This is a genomic window from Acidovorax sp. SRI_002, from assembly GCF_057586455.1.
Map to the genome: position 1 here is coordinate 76,675 of NZ_JBYCZW010000001.1, position 21,564 is coordinate 98,238.

Here is a 21,564-nt window from a genome sequence, read left to right on the forward strand (position 1 = left end):
AGCCCTGGACGGCTCTTATTGGTCAATAGCAACAGTCGTTGCAACGGCTGCAACGGGCCCGAAGCCGCCGTTGAACAACGCCACCCGGAAGCTGCAGTTGATTCACTGCCCGCTAGCTAACAGCCCCAAACGTGCTGTCGGAATGTCCAGTCTCTGCCTACTGGCAAGCTATAGTTTGCGCACATAAAACTTGCGGGGTTTCACGGATTTTTTATACCTGTGCTTTTGAACAGCGCACTACCTGCAACTCCAAGCTGCAAACCGCGTTCAGGAAGAACCAATGTCCAGAATATCTCGCACAGTACAGCTTATCCCGCAAGGTTTGCGTGATACATCACGTTATATGGCTCCATGACTGAATCGCTGCTCGACAAGGCATCCGACTATGCGTTCGCACGGCTGAAGGAGGTGGGCGGCGATGTATCTCGCCTACCTATGCCTCTCCAGACCGTTGCAGTAATCTACTCGGCTCAGGGCGTTATAGACAACGGTGGCCTCGAGTACTTTTACGAGAGCGACTTCGACGGAACGCCCGAGTACTCCTTCTTTGTGAATGCGTACAGGCGCATAGGTGCTGAGAGCGCCGCAGCTTGTATCGAAGAGTCTGCGGCAATGTTCCCATTTGGTCAGCCGCACCTGTATGAAGCAAAGCGGCAGCAATGGCTTGATGGGGTTCGCGATGATGAAAACCACATATTTGTCAAGCTCAGTCGCAAGATCTGTGGCGACCAATCCGTGTTTCTAAAACTTGCCGAATATGTGGGTGCAAACCGTGATGCTTTCAAATCTGTATAGCTGGTCGCCCAAGGCGGACGCCTGCGGCGCCGCTTGGCTTCGACGTTAGACGTCTTCCAAGGAAGGTCTGCAATGCTCACCGCTCACATGCACGCAGTTGAAGATCACCTTCTGGCGATCTCGCGGATTCCCGCGAATTCGGGTCACTCGCTGCACAAAGGAACTCCTCGTGAAGCGTTCATCCGCGAGTTTCTTCAGAAGCATCTGAACTCAACGGTTTCAATCGGAACGGGCGAGATCATCGATCACAGATCAAAACCGAATGAAAAACGAAATCAGTTCGACATCGTTATCTACAAGCAAAACTACCCTCGCCTAGACTTTGGAGGGGGCATCAATGGCTTTCTCGTAGAGTCGGTGGTCGCCACGATCGAGGTGAAGTCAACTCTCGATAAGTTGGGTATTGAGCAAGCCGTGAAAGCCGCGCGCAACGCGAAGCAACTTCAAAAGAATGAGGTAAAGAGCTTCTCTACCGGGTACATCCCTCCAAGCGCTCTGTCCTTCGTAGTCGCATACGACGGCCCAGCAAAGATGGAGACGATTCACACCTGGATCAAGGAAGTCTATCAAGCCGAAGGGATCGTCGAGCCTCCGATGACCGGAGAGCAAGACCGTTCGGCAGTAGCCGGCCCAGCCCTTGAGGGAGTCTTCGTTCTCGGAAAGGGGTTTCTCAACTTCGACAACGCGCCTTACGGGTTCGTACAGCCCGCGGCTCGCATCGCAAATCCCAACCTACGCTGGGCAATCGCCCAAGCCGAACGAGGCAGCCTGCTCTCCCTTTTCCTCTTGCTCTCTGTCGCCACCAGCAATGTTGAAGGTTCTTGGCTCAATCCCGTCCCCTACCTTCAGGCATTCAAGGTTTCCAGTTTGCAGTTCGGCGCGTGAATCCGTCTAACCCTTCAATTGAGAGGACGTGCCCCGGCAAGCCGGGTCACGCCTCTCATCTCAAACGTTAGCAGTCAATGCCAGCACCGTTCATCGCGGCGTTCTTGGGCGCAATGGCAATGTCAGCTGTCGGCTTCTATTTTTTGAGTGCAGCTCGCGGCCGTAGGCCAATTTGGCTGAGGACTACGATTGTGGTGGTGCTCCTGTCATATGCGATGCTGATGGCGGTTTACGTATGCATCGGCGTGGTGGAAGGCTGGGTCACGGAAAATATGGTCACCGGTTGTGTAGCTGGGACCATCGCACCCCTCCTTTGCGGCTTTGCTGACTACGCCTTGGCTGGCCGCTTCTGGATCGTGTTTGGATTAAGCATGACCTCTGTCTTTCTCATAATGAGTGCTTCGCTTTGGCTCGGCCCCAGGTTGTTGACACGCGAGGCATAGCTTCAATTTGGTATGGACTCAGCTTGATACCTTGATTGCTAACCGGTTAGTCAAGCGGGCGCACTCTGGTCGGCTTTGCCTCCCGGCGCGCGCCGGTTACCTCCAATGTTGAGAGTCCGCTTTCGCCAGCGGCGACCGACTGCTCTTGGCCGGAAGCGGTCGTCCTCGTTATCTCAGACATTGCCGTCGCGACTGCTCGCGAGTGACCTGCTGGGGCCTCCTGTCTCAGACTTTCGCCGTGAAAGAGTGGGCCGGGTCACGGGGCCTGTTGTCTCAGGATTCATTGGCCGTGAACAGCCAAGAATCTGTCAAAAACAATAGCTGCTAGCGCTTGCTCAATAAGCGCTAGGGGCCAAAAATATCGAATTTGTAGCCGCAGTATTCGCCTCGACTCACTGGGTACCACCTGACACCTAGTTGCTGGGTAGTGCGCCGGTTGGGCGTCGTTACCTGGCCTACCCAGCTACCTGGCATCCTGCGGCGCTGGCAGCACCTGCGCCCGCTCCCCACAAAACCGCAACGCCTCATCCCCCAACCAATCCCGCACTAACTGCATCGCCGGGCTGGGATGCGTCGTGGTCACAAACGAATACGCCGCCCGCGACAACACGCTGCGCCCCAGCAGCGGAACCAAACGCCCGGCCTTCACGTCCTGCAGCACCAGCGCCGCGCGGCCCATGGCGATGCCTTGGCCAGCCAGGGCGGCGCCCAGGGCCAGTTGCGACAGGTTGAACTGCTGGCCGCCTGCCCAGGGCGGGGGTGTGGTGCCCACCTGCGCAAACCAGTGTTGCCACTCTTCATAGGTGTCGGCGCCGTCCCAGGCGCTGCCGTCGTGCAGCAGCCAGTCGCCGTGCAGGTCTTGCGGCTGGGTGATGGGCGGGTGGCGGGCCAGGAACTCGGGGCTGGCCACGGGGATGAGCCACTCGTCCAGAAACACGGTGGCGTTCAGGTCGCGGTAGCCGCCTAAATCGAACCGCACGGCGGCCTCGATGCCGTCGCGCACCATGCGGGTGCGGTCCAGCGTGTGGAATTCGCCAAACACGCGCAGGCCGGTGTGCGGGTGCTGGCGAAAGAAGTCGCCCAGGCGGGGCGTGAGCCAGCTCATGGCAAACGAGGGTGAGCAACTCAAGGTGGCGGTGGCGGCCTCGGGAGGCTGGCGCATCTGGGCCAGCGTGCTTTCGATGGCGTCAAAACTTTCGCGCAGCACCACGGCCAGCCATTTGCCCTCGGGCGTGGGCACCAGCGCGCGCGGGGTGCGCAGGAAAAGCGGGCGGCGCAGCCAGTCTTCAAGCTGCTTGACCTGCTGGCTGACAGCGCCCTGGGTAATGCACAGCTCGGCCGCTGCCTTGGTAAAGCTGCCATGGCGGGCAGCTGCATCAAAACTGCGCAGCCAGGCGAGCAGGGAGGGGGAGAGGCGAATGTCCATTATTAATACTAATGCTGCGCTCACTATAAATGGCTTGTGACAGCGGCGTGACCGGCGAAGAATGCAGTCAAGACTTCAACGACTGAATGAATCTGTATGACGCCTGCTGAACGAACGCCTGCTGTGGATGCACTGTTGGCCTACCGTCTGCGCAATGCTCAGCCCGCGCTGTGGACCAACCCGGCCCGGCAGGCGCAACCCCCGGCTGCTTTGCAGGCGCTGGGGCACAGCATTAGTCTGGATGATACGCAGGCCGCCGCCGACCGGTTGGCCCGTTTTGCGGGCCTGCTGGCGCAGGTGTTCCCGGAGCTGGCTGCCACCGGGGGCGTAGTGGAGTCGCCTCTGCTGCCCGCCTCCGCGTTGCAACCTGCGCTCGGTTTGGCCGAGGGGCAGGGGCGCCTGTTCATCAAGGCCGATCACAGCCTGCCGGTGGCGGGCTCCATCAAGGCCCGGGGCGGCATGCACGAGGTGCTGGAGTTTGCCGAGCGGCTGGCGCTGGAGCATGGGCTGGTACAGCCCGGCGGTGATTACCGTGCGCTGGCCACTCCGGCAGCGCGCGAGGTGCTGGGCCGCTACCAGGTGGCGGTGGGCTCCACCGGCAACCTGGGGATGAGCATTGGCGTGGTGGCGTCGGCCCTGGGTTTCCAGGCCACGGTGCACATGTCGGCCGATGCGAAGGAGTGGAAGAAGGACCGCCTGCGCCAGCGCGGCGTGCAGGTGGTGGAGCACACCGGCGACTACGAACGCGCCGTGGCCGCAGGCCGTGCCGAGGCGGCCAGCAACCCGATGTGTCACTTTGTGGACGACGAGCAATCGTTCTCGCTGCTGCTGGGCTACAGCGCGGCGGCGCTGCATTTACAGAACCAATTGGTGGAGCAGGGCGTGGCGGTGGATGCCGAGCACCCGCTCATCGTGTACCTGCCTTGCGGGGTGGGTGGCGCGCCAGCGGGCATCGCGTTTGGCCTGCGGCAGTTGCTGGGGCCGCATGTGTTTTGTTTTTTTGCCGAGCCGGTGCAGTCGCCATGCTTCATGGTGCAGATGCTGGCCGACACCACACCAGGGATGGACGACCACCCCTCGGTGTACGACTGGGGTCTGACCAACCGCACCGAGGCAGATGGCCTGGCCGTGCCGCGTGCGTCGCTGCTGGCCGCCGAGCTGATGCTGCCGCTGCTGTCGGGCGTGTTTACCGTGGCCGATGACACCTTGTTTGCGCAGCTGGTGCTGGTGCTCGATGCCCTGGGCGAGCGCATCGAGCCCTCGGCTGCGGCAGGCTTCAGCGGCCCGGCCATGCTGACGGGCACTACCGCCGGGCAGGCCTGGCTGCGCAGCACGGGCATCGACGCGGTGCTGCACAACGCCACACACCTGGTGTGGACCACGGGCGGCCTGCTGGTGCCCGATGCGCAGTACCAAGGCTTTGTGCAGCGTGGGCGGGCCGTGCTCGCGGCGCAAGGCTGATTGTTGTCATTCCCTGATTCGTCCATTTCTCTATCCCCCAACCTTTGTCACCTTTGGAGAGCTCCCCATGAACCGCAAGCAACTGCTTTTGTCGTCCGCCATCCTCTGTGCTTTGGGGGGCGCTGCATGGGGCCCTGCCGTGGCGCAAGAGGCTACGTTCCCTTCCAAGCCCATCACGCTGGTGATTCCGTTCCCGCCCGGTGGAGCCACTGACGTGCTGGGTCGCCTCATTGGCAAGAAGCTGGGCGACAAGCTGGGCCAGAGCGTGGTGATCGACAACCGCGCGGGGGCGGGCACCACCATCGGCGCGGCCTATGTGGCCAAGGCCGCGCCGGACGGCTACACGCTGCTGATGAGCTCGGGCACCACCTTCACCGTGAACCCCGCCGTGCGCGCCAAGCTGCCGTACGACCCGGTCAAGAGTTTTGAGCCCATTGGCATCGCAGGGCGCACCAGCCTGATCCTGCTGGCCAACAAGGACGTGCCGGTCAGCGACGTGAAGCAGTTTGTGGCCATGGTGAAGGCCGCGCCCGACAAGTATTCGTATGGCTCGTATGGTGCCGGCACCACGTCGCAGTTTGCGGGCGAGATGTTCTTCCACGCGGCGGGCCTCAAGATCCAGCATGTGCCCTACAAGGGCAGCTCCCCCGCCATGGTGGACCTGATGGGCGGACAGATTCCGTTTACCGTCGATACCGTGTCGGCCGCGCTGCCCCAGCTCAAAGACGGCAAGATCAAGGCCATTGCCGTGACGGCGGGCAAGCGCTCGGCCCTGCTGCCCAAGGTGCCCACGCTGGCAGAAAGTGGCTACCCCGGCGTGGAGATGGACACCTGGCTGGCCATGGTGGCCCCACGCGGCTTGCCGCCCGCCGTCAAGGCACGGCTGGAGCTGACACTGGCGCAGGTTGTGGCAGACCCCGAAACTCGCGACAAACTGATCGCCGTGGGGTTTGAACCGACCTATGCTTCTGCCAAGGCGGTGAGCGAGCTGATCGACAAGGAACTGCCGCTGATGCGCGCCGTTGCGCAGCGGGCGGCCATCACGGCAGACTGATCTGCTCCCCACCAGGCAAGCAAGAAAAAGGAGACAAATTCGACATGACGACTTCACACAGCACCCTGGTCGAGCTGACCGCCAACGAACTGCGCCACCGCATCGGCACGCGGGAAGTCTCGCCCGTCGAGCTGCTCGACGCTTGCATTGAGCGCATCGAGGCCGTCAACCCGCATGTCAACGCCATCACCGCCACCTGCTACGACCGCGCCCGCACCGAGGCCAAGGCCGCCGAGCAGGCGGTGCTGCATGGCGAACCGCTGGGCCTGCTGCACGGGCTACCACTGGGCGTGAAGGACCTCGAAGCCACGGCCGGGCTGCTGACTACCTACGGCTCGGAGATCTACCGCAGCAATATCCCGGCGGAGGACAACGTGCTGGTGGCGCGGCTGCGTTCGGCGGGCGCCATCGTCACTGGCAAGACCAACATCCCCGAGATGGGTGCAGGCGCCAATTCGCGCAATACCGTGTGGGGCGCCACCGGCAACCCGTTCAACCCGAACCTGAATGCCGGGGGCTCGTCGGGCGGATCGGCCGCTGCGCTGGCGTGCGACATGCTGCCGGTGTGCACGGGGTCGGACACGGGCGGGTCGCTGCGCATTCCGGCGTCCATCTGCGGCGTGGTGGGCTTTAGGCCATCGCCCGGGGTGGTGCCCAGCTCGCGCAAGCTGCTGGGCTGGACCCCCATTTCGGTGGTGGGGCCCATGGGCCGTACGGTGGAAGAGGCCTGCTTGCAGCTGGCCGCCACGGCGGGCATATCGGCGGGCGACCCGCTGAGCTACCCGCTGGACCCGATGAGCTTCTTGTTGCCCGACACGGTAGACCTGGGCCGCCTGCGTGTGGCCTACACCGAGGACTTCGGCGCCTGCGCTGTGGACAACGGCATCCGCGCCGTGTTCCGCCGCAAGGTGCAGGCCATGAAGCACCTGTTTGCCAGCTGCGATGCCATCGACATCGACCTGGGTGACGTGCACCGCTGCTTTGACGTGCTGCGCGCCGAAGCCTTTGTGGCCAGCACGCGCGAGGCCTATGAGCGCGACCCCACCAGCCTGGGCCCCAACACCCGCGCCAACTACGAAATGGGCGCTGCGATGACCCTGCTGGACAGCGCCTGGGCGCAGGCCGAGCAGACGCGCATCCTGGCGCGGTTCCAGAAGTTGTATGAGCAGTACGACGTGATCCTGGCGCCCACCACGCCCGTGTCGCCTTTTGCGTGGACGCAGCTGTTCGCCAGCCACATCAACGGCGAGCCGCAGGCCAACTACTACAGATGGCTGGCGCTGACCTATGTGACCACGTTGACCACGCACCCAGCGCTCAGTTTGCCGTGCGGGCTGGATGACGTGGGGATGCCGTTTGGTCTGCAGATCGTCGGGCGCTTTCGCGCCGACCGCCACACGCTGGGCGTGGGCCACGCGCTGGAGCAAGCATTCAAGGGCATCGCCGGGCTTGCCCGCCCACGGCCTGACATCGCCAAGCTGATGCAAACAAACGCCGCGCCCGCGCTGACCTCCATCGTGACCGGTGCGCCCGATCCGCGCGATGCGCGCAGCCTGCCGCGTGATGACCGTGCCACCTCGGCAGCGCAAGTGTCAGCGGTGTAATTCGAGCCAGGAGACAAAACCATGCAATCAGTGGACACCATCGTCATTGGCGCGGGCATTGCAGGTGCCTCGGTGGCTTGGCAGTTGGTACAGGACAAAGCCGGTGGGGAGGGCGCCAGCGTGCTGCTGCTGGAGCGCGAATCGCAGCCCGGTTACCACACCACCGGCCGTTCGGCCGCGCTGTACATGGCTACCTACGGCACACCGAACATCCAGGCGCTGACGCGGGCGAGCCGCGCTTTTTACGACGCACCCCCGCCGGAGTTCGGGTCCGACCCCATCCTCTCGCCCCGTGGCGTGGTCTACGTGGCCGGGCCGGACCAGCTCGATATGCTGAAACAGGCCTATGCAGAAGCCCATGCGATCTCGCCCAACGTGGAATGGGTGGAGCAGGCCGCACTGCTGGCCCAGCTGCCGTGCCTGAAGCCCGAAGCCGTGGCCGCAGGCATGAGCGAGCCCGAGGCGGCCGACATCGATGTGCACGCGCTGCACCAGGGCTACCTGCGTGGCCTGCGCCAGCGCGGCGGCCAGGTGCTGACGAATGCCGAGGTCACGGCCCTGCAGCGCGTTGGCGATAGCTGGAAGGTGACCCTGGCCGATGGCCGGGTGCTGCAGGCCAAAACCATTGTGAACGCCGCAGGCGCCTGGGCTGACGTGGTAGCGGGCCTGGCAGGCGTGCCGCCCATTGGCCTGGAACCGCGCCGCCGCACCGCCTTCACCTTTGCCGTGCCCGAGGGCATGGATGCCACGCACTGGCCTGCGGTGATCGGCATCGACGAGAGTTTTTACTTCAAGCCCGATGCGGGCCAGCTGCTGGGCTCGCCGGCCAACGCGGACCCTACGCACCCGCACGACGTGGTGCCCGAAGAACTGGACGTGGCCACGGGGATTTATCACATCGAGGAAAAAACCACCTTCCAGATCCGCCGCCCCTCCCACACCTGGGCGGGCCTGCGCTCGTTCGTGCCCGATGGCGACATGGTGATTGGCTGGGACAACCATGTACCCGGCTTCTTCTGGCTGGCCGGGCAGGGCGGGTATGGGATCCAGAGCGCGGCGGGTGCCTCGTTGTTGGCCCGGCAGTTGTTGCGCGGCGAGCCGCTGGCCGAGGAGCTGGTGCGCGAGAAGGTGGATGTGGCAGGGCTGTCGCCTGCGCGGCTGAGGTAGTTACGCGCCCTTGCTCTGGGTTGTCGAGGGGCTCAGGCGAACGTGTTGACCTGGGTGCCCAGCGTGCCAGACGTTGCCAGCGCCGGTTGGGGCATGGACTGCTGCATGGCGTCCAGCATCGTGGCGGCCGACACGGCCTGCATGTCCAGCGCCTTCTTCAAGACCACCATGTTCAGCGCGTCCGACGTCTTGGCACTGGCCAGCGCGGTGGCGGTGTTGACGATGCTGTTGGTGAGGGCGACGTCCATGGTGGTTCCTTGGGGTAATGGGTGGATATCGGTAATTTGGGAAGTGCGCTTGAGGAGTGTTACATCTCTGCCCTGTTAAGGATGACCTGCATAACCCTCGCGAGGCGGTGGTAGTGCGGATCGGGATGGGGCACAAGGCGTCTTTTTGCAGCCAATAGCCGCGCTATTGGCAAGAAAAGCAACGCAGTGGCCCGCCCGAGACCGCGCTATCACAGACCGCAGGGAGTTGTGCAGGTCATCCTTAAGAGCCTGTTTACGATCTCCCAGGGGTCGCGTTGGAGTGCAATCGGGATGAGTGGATGCTTCGGGTGCGCCGCGTGGGCTCATGCCCATGCAAGCAGCCGAGGCGTTCAATCGCCCGATTTCGCTCCAACCCTTCGGGCAGCGGTCTTTGCGGGCGGTCTGCGGCGTTGCGGCGCTTGCCAATAGCCGAGCTATTGGCTGCGCACCGCGCCTTGCATACCATCCCGCAAAGACCGCTGCGCGACTCCTGGGAGATCGTAAACAGGCTCTAAGGCTCCTATTCCAACGCCGCCACCCCAATGGCCGTGCACGTCGCCAAATCAGACTCGCGCCCCCGGGGCAATTGCCGTGCTGTATCCCGCAGCGCAGTGCGCAAGCCTTCTTCCAGCGTAGGGTGGTAGAACGGCATACCCAGTAGATCGTGCACGGTGAGTTTTTGCTGAATGGCCAGCGCGAGCAGGTGGGCCATGTGTTCGCCTTGTGGGGCGCACATTTCAGCGCCCAGCAGGCGGCCGGTGGCCTGGTCGGCGTGGATGCAGATGCGCCCGTGGTTTTGCTGCGCGGTGCGGGCGCGGCCCTGGTTGTCAAAGCTGGCTGTGCCGGTGACGGTGTGGGCGGGGTCCATGTCGGCAAAGCGCTGGCCCACGGTGGCGATGTTGGGGTCGCAGAACACGATGCCCAGCGGGGTGCGGCGCTGAAAGCGTGTGGGGGCGTCCGCCAGCGCGTTCATGCCCGCAATGTGGCCTTCGTCGGCGGCCTCGTGCAACAGGGGGGCATGGGTGTTGGCGTCTCCGGCCAGAAACACGGGCAAATCGCCTATTTGCTGGGTTTGTGGATTGACGGTGGGCATGCCGCGCTGGTCCAGGGGCACCCCCAGCGTCTCCAGGCCCAGGTACTGGATGTTGGGCACCCGGCCCATGGCCGCGATGACCTGGTCCACCACCACGCGGTTGTTGCCACTGGTGACTTCAATGCCGCCGGGTACTTCACGCAGCTGCGCTTCGGCCCCCATGTGCAGCACCATTTCCTGCTTGAGCAGCGCTGTCAGTTCGGCGTTGAGCACTGGGTCGCTCAGGCCCGCCAGCGTATCGCCCGTGGTGAATGCGGCCACCTGCAAGCCCAGCCGCGCAAGGGCTTGCGAAATCTCCACCCCAATGGGGCCCATGCCAATCACAGCAATGCGAGGGCCGAGGGTGCTTTGCTCGAACAAGGTGTCGGTGGTGAGCATGCGGTCGCCAAACGCGAGCCATTCTTCCGGCACGCTGGGGCGTGACCCGGTGGCGATGATGATGCTGCGGGTGGCGTAGGCGGTGCCGTCAATGTCCAACGAGTGGGGGCCCAGCAGGGTGGCGCGCCCCGACATCTGTGCGCTGCCCAGTTCGCTGGTGGCTTTGAGGGCACCGGCCACAAAGTCGTCGCGCAGATCGCGCACGCGCTGCAGCACGGCGGGCAGGTCGGCGGTCAGCGCGCTGGCGCCCCGCAGGCCGAATTCTTCAAACGTATGGCGGCGGTGGAAGGCGTTGGCCGCCTCGATCAGTGCCTTGGAGGGCATGCAACCCACGCGGGCGCAGGTGGTGCCCCAGGGGCCTTCGTTGACGATGAGGTAGCGGTCCGTGCGCTTGCGTACTTCGCGCAGGGCGGCCAGACCGGCGGTGCCTGCGCCGATGATGATGGTGTCGAGCGGTTGGCTCATAGCGTCTCCTTAGCAGCCCGGTAAAGCTCTGAGTGTGGCGGCCTGCCGCTACAGCGCTTGTAGGCGTAAAGGCATTTGTTCCGAGTCGGCGCCAGGTCCGGCTGGGCTGCCCCTAGGAGGGTGGGCGGCAGAAGGCATCGAAGCGAAACGCGCGAGACCGGTTTATCGCGGGTTGCAGCCGATGCTCCCTCTGCAGCCCACACTCCCAGCTCAGGCGTCGGGCTCGGTCCAGCCCACGCGGCCTTGGCCGCTGTTGTTGATGCGCAGCACAAAGGCGGCGGCCTGGGCCTCGGGCAAGCGCAACTGCAGCGTGACGAGCGTGCCGTGCTGCACGTTGATCAGCTCCGCACCCGCGGCCTCGATCTCGCGGCGCAGCAGCCCCTCCAGCGCATAGGGCACATGGCACTGCAGGGTTTTCATGCGTTGCAGCGTGACCTTGGGCGCGGTCAGCAGGGCCTGGGCAATGGTGTCGGTGTAGGCTCGCACCAGTCCGCCTGCGCCCAGCTTGACGCCACCAAAGTAGCGCACCACGGTAGCCAGCACTCCTTCCAGGTCCTGGTGGCGCAGCACGTCGAGCATGGGGCGGCCTGCCGTGCCACCAGGCTCGCCGTCGTCCACCGCCGCCGACTGGCCGCCCGCCAGCAGCGCCCAGCAGATGTGGGCGGCGCCGGGGTGCTGCTTCCACAGGGCATCCACCGTCGCCTGCGCACTGGCACGGTCGGCCATGGGTTGCACACAGCCGATGAAGCGGCTTTTCTTGATGATGATTTCGCTGTGCGCGGGCGCAGCCAGGGTCTGTGACATGGGGCGAAGAGTTTACGGCGTGGCGGATTCGGCCGATTTGTGGCGTGCACCGTGCCGTTTGTCGCGATAAGCGCGCCCTTCGTGACAAAACCGTGTTGTTTGTGCGTTCTGTCACACCTGCAAAAGGCGCTCGTTCCTACACTTGAGGCTTGTTGCTGTGGCCTAACCTGCTGCTACCGATTTGAAAGCACTCAGGCCATCAGAAAAGGAACTGCCATGTTTGCCGCACCATTTACCGCTCCCCTGCATGAAACCCTCGCCAGCCACGTTTTTGGTCGGTTGATGCCCCTGCGCGCGCAGCCAAGTGTGGCGGAGGCGGTCATGGCCCCAGTGCAGGCAGCACCCGTTGTGGAGGACGATGCGATCCCGGACTTGGCCCAGCGGGTGCGCGAAGTGGGGGAGTGGTAACCAAAAGCGCCGGGCTGCCGGGCCGTGCACTCTGGCCTGCAGGCTGCTATGAACAAAAAATGGACCATCGGGACCATTTTTTTATGAATCAATCACTCCAGGTTGCGCGCACCAGCACAGGAGCAAAGGGTGCAGGCCATGGGAGATATCAGGACGTTCGTCTGTGAAGGACTTGTTTGGTCAGTTGACAAGCAGGCACAACGGCGCGCCCCGTCAGGTGTTTCTAGAGCTTGAGCTCCCACGTCTCACCCACCAGTTGCCGGCCAAAACCTTCGTACGGCTCTGACTTGACCAGCTTGAATCCGCGTTTGGCATAAATGCCCCGTGCAGCAGCCAGGCAGCTGTTGGTCCACAGCGCCATCTTCTTGTAGCCCTTGGCCCGCGCAAAGGCGATGCACTCGTCAGTCAGGCGCGCACCCAGACCCAGCCCGCGCGCCTTGGGCGACAGGATCAGCATGCGCAGCTGGGCCGTGGTGGCCGATTTGCGCACCACAAACACGGCGCCTACACGTTCGCCGTCCAGCTCGGCCACCCAGCACCGCTCCCACGCCGGCTGGAACTTGCGCAAAAACTGCGCGGCGATGTCGGCCACCAGGGCTTCAAAGCGGCTGTCCCAGCCGTATTCGCGCCAGTAGATCTCGCCGTGCTGTTGCACCACCCAGCCGATATCGCCAGGAACCGGGTCGCGCAGCACAGCCATGCGCGTGGCCTTAGGCGCCGCGTTGGCGGGGTCCAGCAAGGCTTCGATGCGTTCCATGGCGTCCACCAGCTCCTGCTGGCGCGCGGGGGGCAGGGGGGTCAGCAGGGCTGCGGCCTCGTCGCGTGAGCGTTGTTGCAGCGGCTCGAACACCTCGCGCCCCGTGGGGGTGAGGGTCAGCATGCTCTGGCGGGCATCCTTGGCGCTGGCGCTGCGGGTGATCCAGCCGGATGCTTCAAAACGGCGCAGGATGCGGCTCAGGTAGCCGCCGTCCAGGCCCAGGTCGCGCGCCAGTTCGCTGGCAACGGGCGCCTCGCGGTGCGCCAGTTCGTACAGCACGCGTACATCGGTGAGCGACAGGTCGCTGCCCAGATACGGGTCGAGCACGCCCACCCGCCGGGTAAAAAAGCGGTTGAAACGCCGCACTGCTTTCACGGCTGCGGAGGTGGGCTGGGATGTAGTGCTGGTCGTGGTCATGAATGCCTTAGTCATGCAATTAATTGACTTTGGCAAGTATATGCCTGATGTTCATCAAGACCTCCAACGCACAAGGGCAACGCGCAAGCAGCGACAAAAAGAGCTTGCCGCCGTAAAATCGCGGGTTAACCACCACAGCCGCGCCCCACGACGCCCTTGACGCACAAGGGCCGGCCGCGAAACTCCTCTGCATGAACGCCCCCGTTGACGTCTCCTTTTTTGCGCGCGCCGCAAAGCCATTGACCAGCTACCGTCCGTACTGGGCCAAGCGCTTTGGCACGGCCCCGTTCCTGCCGATGAGCCGCGCCGAGATGGACAAACTGGGCTGGGACAGCTGCGACATCATCCTGGTGACGGGCGATGCCTATGTGGACCACCCGAGCTTCGGCATGGCCGTGATCGGCCGCACGCTCGAAGCCCAGGGCTTTCGCGTAGGCATCATCGCCCAGCCCGACTGGCAAAGCGCCGAGCCCTTCAAGGTGCTGGGCAAGCCCAACCTGTTCTGGGGCGTGACGGCGGGCAACATGGATTCGATGATCAACCGGTACACCGCCGACCGGAAGATTCGCAGCGACGACGCCTACACCCCCGGCGACATCGGCGGCAAGCGCCCTGATCGCGCCGCCATCGTCTACAGCCAGCGCTGCCGCGAGGCGTTCAAGGACGTGCCCATCATCCTGGGTGGCATCGAAGGCAGCCTGCGCCGCATTGCGCACTACGACTACTGGAGCGACAAGGTGCGCCGCTCCATCGTGGTGGATGCCAAGTGTGACCTGCTGCTGTACGGCAACGCCGAGCGTGCTCTGGTTGAGGTTGCCCACCGCATCGCCGCACGCGAGCCGGTCGAGCAGATCACCGACGTGCGTGGCACGGCGTTTGTGCGCCGGCCCGACGATGAGACCGGCAAGGGCTGGTTCGAGATCGACTCCACCAGCGTGGACGAGCCTGGCCGTGTCGAGGCCCACGTCAACCCCTACATGACCACCAGCGAGCAGGCCGCCGCCCAGGGCAGCACCTGCAGCAAGGACGATGCTCCTGATTCCGTAGCAGATAGCGAAGGTGGAACAGGCGCTGGTGGCCAAAAAGACCTAAAATCTGCCGAGCCCAACCCCGCCATCCAGCCCATGCTGTTCGTGGCGAACCCGGCGCTCAAGGCCAAGCTCAAGGTGCCACCACGCGACAAAAGCGTGATCCGGCTGCCCAGCTACGAGCAGGTCAAAAGCGACCCCGTGCTGTATGCCCATGCCAACCGCGTGCTGCACCTGGAGACCAACCCCGGCAACGCCCGCGCGCTGGTGCAGGCGCATGGCGAGGGCGTGACCGCGCGCGACGTGTGGATCAACCCGCCGCCCATCCCGCTGACCACGGCGGAGATGGACTACGTGTTCGACCTGCCTTACGCCCGTGGCCCACACCCGAGCTACGCCGACGAGAACGGCAGCCACGACGGCGCGACCAAGATCCCCGCGTGGGAGATGATCCGCTTCTCGATCAACATCATGCGCGGCTGCTTTGGCGGCTGCACCTTCTGCTCCATCACCGAGCACGAGGGCCGCATCATCCAGAGTCGAAGTGAAGATTCCATCATTCAGGAGATCGAGGACATCCGCGACAAGGTCAAGGGCTTCACCGGCACCATCAGCGACCTGGGCGGCCCCACGGCCAACATGTACCGCCTGGGCTGCAAGAGCCCCGAGATCGAAGCCGCCTGCCGCAAACCGAGTTGCGTGTACCCAGGCATCTGCTCCAACCTGGGCACCAACCACGATCCGCTGATCAAGATCTACCGCCGTGGCCGCGCGCTCAAAGGCATCAAGAAGATCCTCATCGGATCGGGCCTGCGCTACGACCTGGCCGTGAAAAGCCCCGAGTACGTGAAGGAGCTGGTGCAGCACCACGTGGGCGGCTACCTCAAGATCGCGCCCGAGCACACCGAGCAGGGGCCGCTGACCAAGATGATGAAGCCGGGCATCGGCAGCTATGACAAGTTCAAGCAGATGTTCGAGAAGTTCAGCGAAGAAGCGGGCAAGAAGCAGTTCCTGATACCGTACTTCATTGCCGCGCACCCGGGCACCAGCGACGAGGACATGATGAACCTCGCCATTTGGCTGAAAAAGAATGGCTTCCGTGCCGACCAGGTGCAGACCTTCTACCCCAGCCCCATGGCCACGGCCACGGCCATGTACCACAGCAACAAGAACCCGCTGCGCAAGATCACGCGCGACAGCGAGGCTGTGGACATCGTGCGCGGCGACAAGCGCCGCCGCCTGCATAAGGCCTTCCTGCGCTACCACGACCCCAACAATTGGCCGCTGCTGCGCGAGGCGCTCAAGGCCATGGGCCGCGCGGATCTGATCGGCAACGGCAAGCTCCACCTGATACCGACCTTCCAGCCGCTGACCGACGGCGGATACCAGAGTGCGCGGCGCAAGAACTCGACGCCCGTGGGACAGAAGGCAGAAGCCGCCAAAGTGCTGCCATCCCGGCCTGCCAAGCCAGGGCAGCCCCAAAAGGGCCGCATGCTGACCCAGCACACCGGCTTGCCGCCGCGTGTGACCGGGGCGGCCAAACCATCGGCACGCAAGCCCCGCTGACCATGCCTACGCCCTGACGCATCTGTCTGGCCCGTTGGGTTTGCGGGATGTGTCGCGGGAGGCGGATCCACAAGGTACCTCCACCGGCGAATTTGGCGTGCAGATGCGCACCCGCGACATGGCGCGCCTGGCGCTGCTCTACCTGCGTGGCGGCGAGTGGAATGGCCGCCAGCTGGTATCGCGCGATTGGGTAGCCAGGGTGTTTGCGCCCACGGTGTCTATGGGTTGGCGGCTGCGCGCTATGCCGACCAGTGGTGGAGCATGCCGGAGCGGGGGAGGCACGGCCGTGGGGTTCCACCGGCAAATCCTGCTGGTGATGCCCCGGTACGGCATTGCGGCAGCGTTTACCGGGCGCAAGCACTGGGCCTTTGCGCCCTGGATGGATTTGCTGGAACTCGCGGCCAAAACTCCTTCTGCCGTTTCAACCAGCGTTGCCAGCCCGGCTGGTACCGCTGCTGCGGGATGAACGCAAGCTTCAGCCTTCTGCTGCGTGGGTGCCCACCACCACCGATTGCGGGCCGTCACCGGCGGGCTGTGAGATCAGGTCTTCGATGATGAAGGTACGGTAGTAGAAGGCGGTGACTGCACCTTGGGGGGCAATGGCTTCCACCAGGGTATCGGTGTTGTCTTTGTCGGCCATGGCGATCAGCATGCCGTGGTGGCCAGTGCCCGCTAGGTCGGCAATGCGGCGCACCATGTCGCCCTCGGCGCCCACCGAGGGCATTGGGGCATCTGCCGTGCCCAGGGTGCGGACGATCTCTTGCAGAATGACCTCGGGGCTGGCGTAGGCGGTGTCGCCCTGGTGGCCGGCGGCCTGCAACGCGGTGGCGGCCTGGCGCACGCAGTCCTCGTCGGGGAACAGGGCGAACACATGCCCCGTTGGGTAGAACACGCCGCCCATATTGGTCATGGTGGAGTCAAGAATCATTGGCTTCATGGCCGTCTCCTGTGGAGGGGTGGATACGCATTCCATTGAAGCCGCGGGCCGCTGGAATGCGTGTAGTCCCGGGGGGAATTCCTGTGTCATCCGCGGGCATCTTTCACCACTTCGCCATGCGCGGGAGCGCGACGGATTTCACACCATATCGTTCGAAGTTGTATCTGCCGCCACCCATTCGTTGACACCCGGCCTGCGCCAGCGATGATGCTCGTGCCCCCTGGCCTGGACGCAGCCATCGCGCTTCCTATCTTCCATTCGTGCACCACGGCGCAGTGGGCGCGGGATATTGCGCAGCCGGGCCAGCAACTTCGATTCAACCTTTGATGGAACTGATAAGGAGAGAGCGGTGCCCACTATTATTTTCGCGTTGAAGCCTTGGTCCTCGTCGACGGCCACCATTTCAAGACATGAGAACTCACTTGGCGGCATTGACAGTACTTCCTGGCCGGTCAATTCGGTAACGGTCGCCGATCCCTACGCCATTGCCGTCGGCCGGATCCTGAATTGGGACGAGGGAACTTTCGATGACCAGGGCGGGATCATCGTGCGCCGTTCCGGGGTGGGGTTCGCCTTTCAAAAGGCATTTGAGCACTACACCAAGGTCACTGGGGAGCCCGCGCCCCATAAATACAAGGTCACGCGCGCGACCTTGTCATTCAGGTACCGCAGCCTGGGCATGACGTTCATGGTGGGCGACGTGCAGCATTCCATCAAGCGCGGCGGGTCGCAGCTCAACCGGTTGTTCTTCTCCAGCAGAATCGGTCCCGACGAGCTTTTTGAGCCGACCGAGCCTGTGCCCATCAAGACCATCGCGCCGTTTGATCCGCGGCACCAGAAGATACCGGCGAGAATCGAGACCAGCCCGCTCGATTATTCAAAGATCAAACCTTTTTACAAGGTTCGTGAGGGAGGCCCGCCACCCATTTCCGTACCGATCGGGTTTGTCACAAATCCGGGTGGGCATGTCCTGAGTGTCGATACCAAAAATGATTACGATGGTGTTTACGTCATTGATTTGACCGGGAAAATAAACCCGCAAAACAGGTTCGGCATCGTTTTTGCGGGTGCACCCCATGGCGAGAGCTTGAGCGATCCCGATATCAGTGTCTTCGATTTTGGTGCGGCGCTTTATTACAATTTTGTTCTGGCGGTACAAATCGATTTCTGATGGTTCGGCAGCAGCCGGGTAGCCGTTTGCAAAAGCGATTTCCGCTGCCGACCGTTATTCTGCCCCGCGAAGCAGCCAGGCAGCCAGGCCTGCGCAATGCAGCACGACCGTGGCCCAGTACAGCACGCGGAACGCGGTCTTGCTCGATTTGTGGCGCAGTATCTGCTGGGCGAACCAGGCGCCCGGCCAACCGCCCGCGAGGGCCAGCAGGTGCAGGTGGTTCTCCGCCACGCGCCGTTGGCCGCTTTGCGCAGCGCTCTTGTCCAGGGCGTAGACGATGAAGGTCAGCAGATTGAGCGCCACGGCGGCGCCCAGCAGCCACCAGGGCAATTGGTTGTTCCATGCGCCGAAGGCCAGCATGCCCAGCCACAGCGCCATCAGCAGGAAAGCTAGCCCCTGGAAGGCTGGCGAGGCACCGGATCGACCGGCGCGCGGTGGCTGCGGCCGCCAGGGTGAAGGCGCTTGCGCCTTTTTGCTGCCGCCGGCCGCCGCGCGGGCGGCGGGTGCGGTGACCGCAGGAGTGCCCACGGGCTGCACTGCCATGGCCCGGGGGCCTTTGCCGCGGACATGGATCTCCTGGTAGCTCACCGAATGCCCTTCGAGGGGCGTTCCACCGCCCTCGAAATCCCGCATGTGGAAGAAGACGTCGGCGGGCGTGTCGGGACTGCGGATGAAGCCAAAGGCACGCTCGGCGTTCCAGCGCACCACCGTTCCCTGTTTTTGCATGTCGGTTCTTTGCCTTCAGGCCAGGGTGTGCAGTGGAATGTCCTGCGCCTTTGCCAGCGCATCGAGCTGCGCACGGGTCTGCGTGCGCAAGAAGCCGGCCACGGCCTCGTGTGTGGGCCGGGTGCGCAGCACCTGGGCATCGCCCGTGGCGGGCAGGCCTGCAGCGGCGCACAGACTGGCGGCAAAGTGGGGTTCCAGCGCGGCCACGGCAACACGGCCGTCGGCGCAGGGGTAGATGCGGTAACCCGCGTGGTTGCCGCCCACGTCGCCCTCGGGGGTGGTCAGGCCCCAGTCGCGCGGCTGGGCCAGCCAAGCGGCGGCGTCGGCCAGGGCGACTTCGATGCACACGCCGCTGCCCGTGTGGCCACGCTCCAGCAGGGCCTGCAGCACGGCTTCGCTGGCCATCAGGGCGCCGCCCATGTCGGCGTACAGGGTGGGGGGCATCTCGGTGCCGGTGACCAGCCCGGCATCGGCCAGGTAGGTGAGGTCGTGGCCGGGCTCTTCGGCACGCTCGGCGGCTGCGCCCACGATGCGCACCAGGGACAGGCGCGGGTACTTCGCTTGCAGCGCCTCCCAGGAGAGGCCCAGCTTGGTGAGCGCCGAGGGGCGGAATGAGGTGATCAGCACATCGGTGCGGGTCAGTTCTTCGTGCAGCGCGGCCTGGCCTTCTGCCGTCTTGAGGTGGGCATGCAGCACGCGCACGCCTTGGTGCAGCGTGGCGTAGGCCGCTGGACTGTAGATGCCCATGGGGTCCGCACTGGGATAGCCAGGGGCGGGCGGGGGTTCAAGCTTGGTGCAGTCGGCCCCCATGCGCGCGCAGCGCATCAGGGCGGCGGGGCCGGGCAGGTTGAGCGCGAGGCTCAGGACGCGGACATTGCGAAGGGGCAGGGGCAGGGCGGTTGTCATGGGTGTGGGGTTATCTCGGTGTTGTAGTTTTGAATGGAAGGAGAAGGCGCGGCGCTGGAACTTCAAGGGCGCGCGCGGGCTCACTCCCCGCGTTATACATAATTTGTTACGCTCCCCGACCCATGCAACGCAGAACCTCTTTGGCCGCCCTCACGGGCCTGGCCGCCTTTCCGGGAGCTTTCATGACCACGTCCCTGAGCAGCGCCGCCACAGCGACCGCGCTGCAGGCGCTCAAGCCCTCGCCCCGCATGCCCGTGCTGTTTGTGGGCCACGGCAGCCCCATGAACGCCATCGAAGACAACGCCTGGCGCCGCAGCTGGCAGGCCATGGGTGCGGAGCTGATGGCGCGCGCGGTGCAGCCGCAGCTCATCCTGTGTGTGTCGGCACACTGGCTCACACGCGGCGGCTGGCAGCTGACGGGCATGGCCAACCCCAAGACGATCCACGACTTCGGCGGCTTTCCGCAGGCGCTGTTCGACCAGCAATACCCCGCGCCCGGTGCGCCGCAGGTGGCGCGCAGTCTGGCGGCCGAACTGAAGTCGCCCGCTACCGGCGGGGCACTGGGTGTGGACGAAGGCGAATGGGGCCTGGACCATGGTACCTGGTCGGTGCTCAAGCCCATGTTCCCCCAGGCTCGGATCCCGGTGATGCAGTTGAGCATGGACTACAGCCGCGCCCCGGCCGAGCACTATGCGCTGGGCCAGCAGCTCAAGGTCTTGCGCGAGCGGGGTGTGCTCATCGTGGGCAGCGGCAACATCGTGCACAACCTGCGCGCATCCCGCCGTGGCTCGGCCGCCAACGAAGCCTACGACTGGGCGGCCGAGTTCGACACCGTGGTTCAGGAGCAGATCAAGAAGGGCCAGTTGGGCGCCTTGCAGGACTTCCAGAAACTGGGTGCGGTGGCCCAGCAGGCGCACCCCACGCACGAGCACTATCTGCCGCTGCTGTACGCCGCAGGAGTTGTTTTGCCCAGCGAGATGCCGCGTTTCTTCAATACGGGTTACCAGTCGGCGTCGATCTCGATGCGGTCGGTGCTGTGGGGGTGATGTAGGAAAACGCCGAATGCTTCTATTTTGATAGCTGCCAGCGCTTTTACATCAATCGCTAGGGGTCAAAAAGACGTAAAAATTGGCGGCTTTGCCGATCAGGCGGTGGCCCGGATCGTCAGCCACGGCCAGCGTTCTCGGTAGCTTTGAGCCTTGGCCTGGAACAGCGGTAGATGCGGGCATGCGGGGTTGGGTTTGAGCAGTCCTGCGTACAGTTCTTCCAGCCCGTAGGGCGCGTACAGGGTGGACTCGTTGACGCTCAGGTTGTCAGCAGGTTGCAGCCCGACGCAGGTGCAGGGCACCAGAAAACGCTCGATCCCGTTGCGGGCTGATTGCAGTGGCGCATACGGGTAGCCAAACCAGCGTTCGTACCAGAGGTGCACGCGGGCCTGGTTCTTGGCTTCCACGGTGATGGGCAGGTCGGCGAAGAGGGCGGCGACTTGGGCTTGCACCTGCTGCTCTGCCGATTCGGACAAGTCGTTGCCGTCGAAGTAGAACAGGTCGTAGTCCTTGATGTTCGCCGTGGGCGCCACGCCGGAGTGCAGATTCCACACCGTCTGGAACAGGCAGCCCGCCACCAGCCACGCATCGGGCAGGCCCAGAAACGGCAAACGCTCCAGAAGGGCCGCGTTGTGCGGGTTCTGGAGCGCTTCGCTCACAAAGCGGTGCTGAAGATCAGAGTGAGGGTTCAAGAGGGCATTCAATGGATTGCGTATCGCCACTGCCCCCCGAACAAGCGCAGCCCATGCGAGGTAGCCGCGCAAGGGCCGCCCCGCCGC

The 21,564-nt window shown here is 64.1% G+C and carries 21 protein-coding genes; 12 read left to right on the forward strand and 9 right to left on the reverse strand.

Annotated elements, in window-relative coordinates; all coding sequences use genetic code 11:
• Nucleotides 1-351 precede the first annotated feature (351 nt).
• From AC2YJX_RS00330 to AC2YJX_RS00340, 3 genes are all read left to right on the forward strand, one after another.
• Nucleotides 352-795: a DMP19 family protein gene (locus AC2YJX_RS00330; protein WP_487254904.1), complete on the forward strand. Its 444-nt coding sequence runs from the start codon at nucleotides 352-354 to the stop codon at nucleotides 793-795.
• Nucleotides 796-867: 72 nt separating this feature from the next.
• Nucleotides 868-1,680 (forward strand): DUF6602 domain-containing protein, encoded by an 813-nt coding sequence (locus AC2YJX_RS00335; RefSeq protein ID WP_487254905.1) that lies wholly within the window; start codon nucleotides 868-870, stop codon nucleotides 1,678-1,680.
• Nucleotides 1,681-1,757: 77 nt separating this feature from the next.
• On the forward strand, nucleotides 1,758-2,123 hold the full coding sequence (locus AC2YJX_RS00340; RefSeq protein ID WP_487254906.1) for a hypothetical protein: 366 nt from the start codon (nucleotides 1,758-1,760) through the stop codon (nucleotides 2,121-2,123).
• 463 nt (nucleotides 2,124-2,586) lie between these two features.
• Here the strand turns inward: AC2YJX_RS00340 and AC2YJX_RS00345 are convergent, their stop codons facing one another.
• Nucleotides 2,587-3,549 (reverse strand): LysR substrate-binding domain-containing protein, encoded by a 963-nt coding sequence (locus tag AC2YJX_RS00345; RefSeq protein WP_487254907.1) that lies wholly within the window; start codon nucleotides 3,547-3,549, stop codon nucleotides 2,587-2,589.
• A 96-nt stretch (nucleotides 3,550-3,645) separates the two neighbouring features.
• Here AC2YJX_RS00345 and dsdA point away from each other — a divergent pair, with 96 nt between their 5' ends.
• From dsdA to AC2YJX_RS00365, 4 genes are all read left to right on the forward strand, one after another.
• Nucleotides 3,646-5,010 (forward strand): D-serine ammonia-lyase, encoded by a 1,365-nt coding sequence (gene dsdA, locus AC2YJX_RS00350; RefSeq protein WP_487254908.1) that lies wholly within the window; start codon nucleotides 3,646-3,648, stop codon nucleotides 5,008-5,010.
• Between the two features lie 67 nt (nucleotides 5,011-5,077).
• Nucleotides 5,078-6,064 (forward strand): Bug family tripartite tricarboxylate transporter substrate binding protein, encoded by a 987-nt coding sequence (locus AC2YJX_RS00355; protein WP_487254909.1) that lies wholly within the window; start codon nucleotides 5,078-5,080, stop codon nucleotides 6,062-6,064.
• 44 nt (nucleotides 6,065-6,108) lie between these two features.
• Entirely contained in the window at nucleotides 6,109-7,668 is a 1,560-nt protein-coding gene (locus AC2YJX_RS00360) for an amidase (RefSeq protein ID WP_487254910.1), read from the forward strand.
• A gap of 21 nt (nucleotides 7,669-7,689) precedes the next feature.
• The gene (locus tag AC2YJX_RS00365; protein WP_487254911.1) at nucleotides 7,690-8,835 is read left to right on the forward strand and encodes an NAD(P)/FAD-dependent oxidoreductase; all 1,146 of its coding nucleotides are present in this window, start codon (nucleotides 7,690-7,692) and stop codon (nucleotides 8,833-8,835) included.
• A gap of 32 nt (nucleotides 8,836-8,867) precedes the next feature.
• Here the strand turns inward: AC2YJX_RS00365 and AC2YJX_RS00370 are convergent, their stop codons facing one another.
• The 3 genes from AC2YJX_RS00370 to AC2YJX_RS00380 form a co-directional block, all read right to left on the reverse strand.
• Complete coding sequence (locus AC2YJX_RS00370) at nucleotides 8,868-9,083, reverse strand: putative motility protein (protein WP_121420030.1); 216 nt, start codon at nucleotides 9,081-9,083, stop codon at nucleotides 8,868-8,870.
• 520 nt (nucleotides 9,084-9,603) lie between these two features.
• The gene (locus tag AC2YJX_RS00375; RefSeq protein WP_487254912.1) at nucleotides 9,604-11,019 is read right to left on the reverse strand and encodes a dihydrolipoyl dehydrogenase; all 1,416 of its coding nucleotides are present in this window, start codon (nucleotides 11,017-11,019) and stop codon (nucleotides 9,604-9,606) included.
• A 210-nt stretch (nucleotides 11,020-11,229) separates the two neighbouring features.
• Nucleotides 11,230-11,823, reverse strand: coding sequence for an IMPACT family protein (locus AC2YJX_RS00380; protein WP_121506494.1), 594 nt, complete (start codon nucleotides 11,821-11,823; stop codon nucleotides 11,230-11,232).
• Nucleotides 11,824-12,039: 216 nt separating this feature from the next.
• Between AC2YJX_RS00380 and AC2YJX_RS00385 the strand changes: the two genes are divergently transcribed.
• Nucleotides 12,040-12,231: a hypothetical protein gene (locus AC2YJX_RS00385; protein ID WP_487254913.1), complete on the forward strand. Its 192-nt coding sequence runs from the start codon at nucleotides 12,040-12,042 to the stop codon at nucleotides 12,229-12,231.
• A gap of 223 nt (nucleotides 12,232-12,454) precedes the next feature.
• Here AC2YJX_RS00385 and AC2YJX_RS00390 read toward each other — a convergent pair whose 3' ends face one another.
• Nucleotides 12,455-13,405, reverse strand: a complete 951-nt coding sequence (locus tag AC2YJX_RS00390; protein ID WP_487254914.1) for a bifunctional helix-turn-helix transcriptional regulator/GNAT family N-acetyltransferase — start codon at nucleotides 13,403-13,405, stop codon at nucleotides 12,455-12,457.
• Between the two features lie 191 nt (nucleotides 13,406-13,596).
• On the opposite strand from AC2YJX_RS00390, the gene AC2YJX_RS00395 reads away from it, so the two are divergent.
• Together AC2YJX_RS00395 and AC2YJX_RS00400 are read left to right on the forward strand one after the other, a co-directional pair.
• Entirely contained in the window at nucleotides 13,597-15,999 is a 2,403-nt protein-coding gene (locus AC2YJX_RS00395) for a YgiQ family radical SAM protein (protein WP_487254915.1), read from the forward strand.
• A 97-nt stretch (nucleotides 16,000-16,096) separates the two neighbouring features.
• Nucleotides 16,097-16,465: a hypothetical protein gene (locus tag AC2YJX_RS00400; protein WP_487254916.1), complete on the forward strand. Its 369-nt coding sequence runs from the start codon at nucleotides 16,097-16,099 to the stop codon at nucleotides 16,463-16,465.
• 9 nt (nucleotides 16,466-16,474) lie between these two features.
• On the opposite strand, the gene AC2YJX_RS00405 is transcribed toward AC2YJX_RS00400, so the two are convergent.
• Nucleotides 16,475-16,936, reverse strand: a complete 462-nt coding sequence (locus tag AC2YJX_RS00405; protein WP_431152932.1) for a hypothetical protein — start codon at nucleotides 16,934-16,936, stop codon at nucleotides 16,475-16,477.
• A gap of 349 nt (nucleotides 16,937-17,285) precedes the next feature.
• On the opposite strand from AC2YJX_RS00405, the gene AC2YJX_RS00410 reads away from it, so the two are divergent.
• On the forward strand, nucleotides 17,286-18,107 hold the full coding sequence (locus tag AC2YJX_RS00410; protein WP_431152933.1) for a hypothetical protein: 822 nt from the start codon (nucleotides 17,286-17,288) through the stop codon (nucleotides 18,105-18,107).
• A gap of 54 nt (nucleotides 18,108-18,161) precedes the next feature.
• Here the strand turns inward: AC2YJX_RS00410 and AC2YJX_RS00415 are convergent, their stop codons facing one another.
• Both AC2YJX_RS00415 and AC2YJX_RS00420 read right to left on the reverse strand, forming a co-directional pair.
• Nucleotides 18,162-18,833, reverse strand: a complete 672-nt coding sequence (locus tag AC2YJX_RS00415; protein WP_487254917.1) for a DUF1294 domain-containing protein — start codon at nucleotides 18,831-18,833, stop codon at nucleotides 18,162-18,164.
• 15 nt (nucleotides 18,834-18,848) lie between these two features.
• Nucleotides 18,849-19,739 carry a CoA transferase gene (locus tag AC2YJX_RS00420; protein WP_487254918.1) on the reverse strand — a complete coding sequence of 297 codons (891 nt, stop codon included), beginning with the start codon at nucleotides 19,737-19,739 and terminating at the stop codon, nucleotides 18,849-18,851.
• 182 nt (nucleotides 19,740-19,921) lie between these two features.
• Between AC2YJX_RS00420 and ygiD the strand changes: the two genes are divergently transcribed.
• Nucleotides 19,922-20,785: a 4,5-DOPA-extradiol-dioxygenase gene (gene ygiD, locus AC2YJX_RS00425; RefSeq protein WP_487255402.1), complete on the forward strand. Its 864-nt coding sequence runs from the start codon at nucleotides 19,922-19,924 to the stop codon at nucleotides 20,783-20,785.
• A gap of 98 nt (nucleotides 20,786-20,883) precedes the next feature.
• Here ygiD and AC2YJX_RS00430 read toward each other — a convergent pair whose 3' ends face one another.
• A complete protein-coding gene (locus tag AC2YJX_RS00430; RefSeq protein ID WP_487254919.1) occupies nucleotides 20,884-21,477 on the reverse strand; it encodes a nucleotidyltransferase family protein in 594 nt (197 codons plus the stop codon).
• Nucleotides 21,478-21,564: the final 87 nt, after the last annotated feature.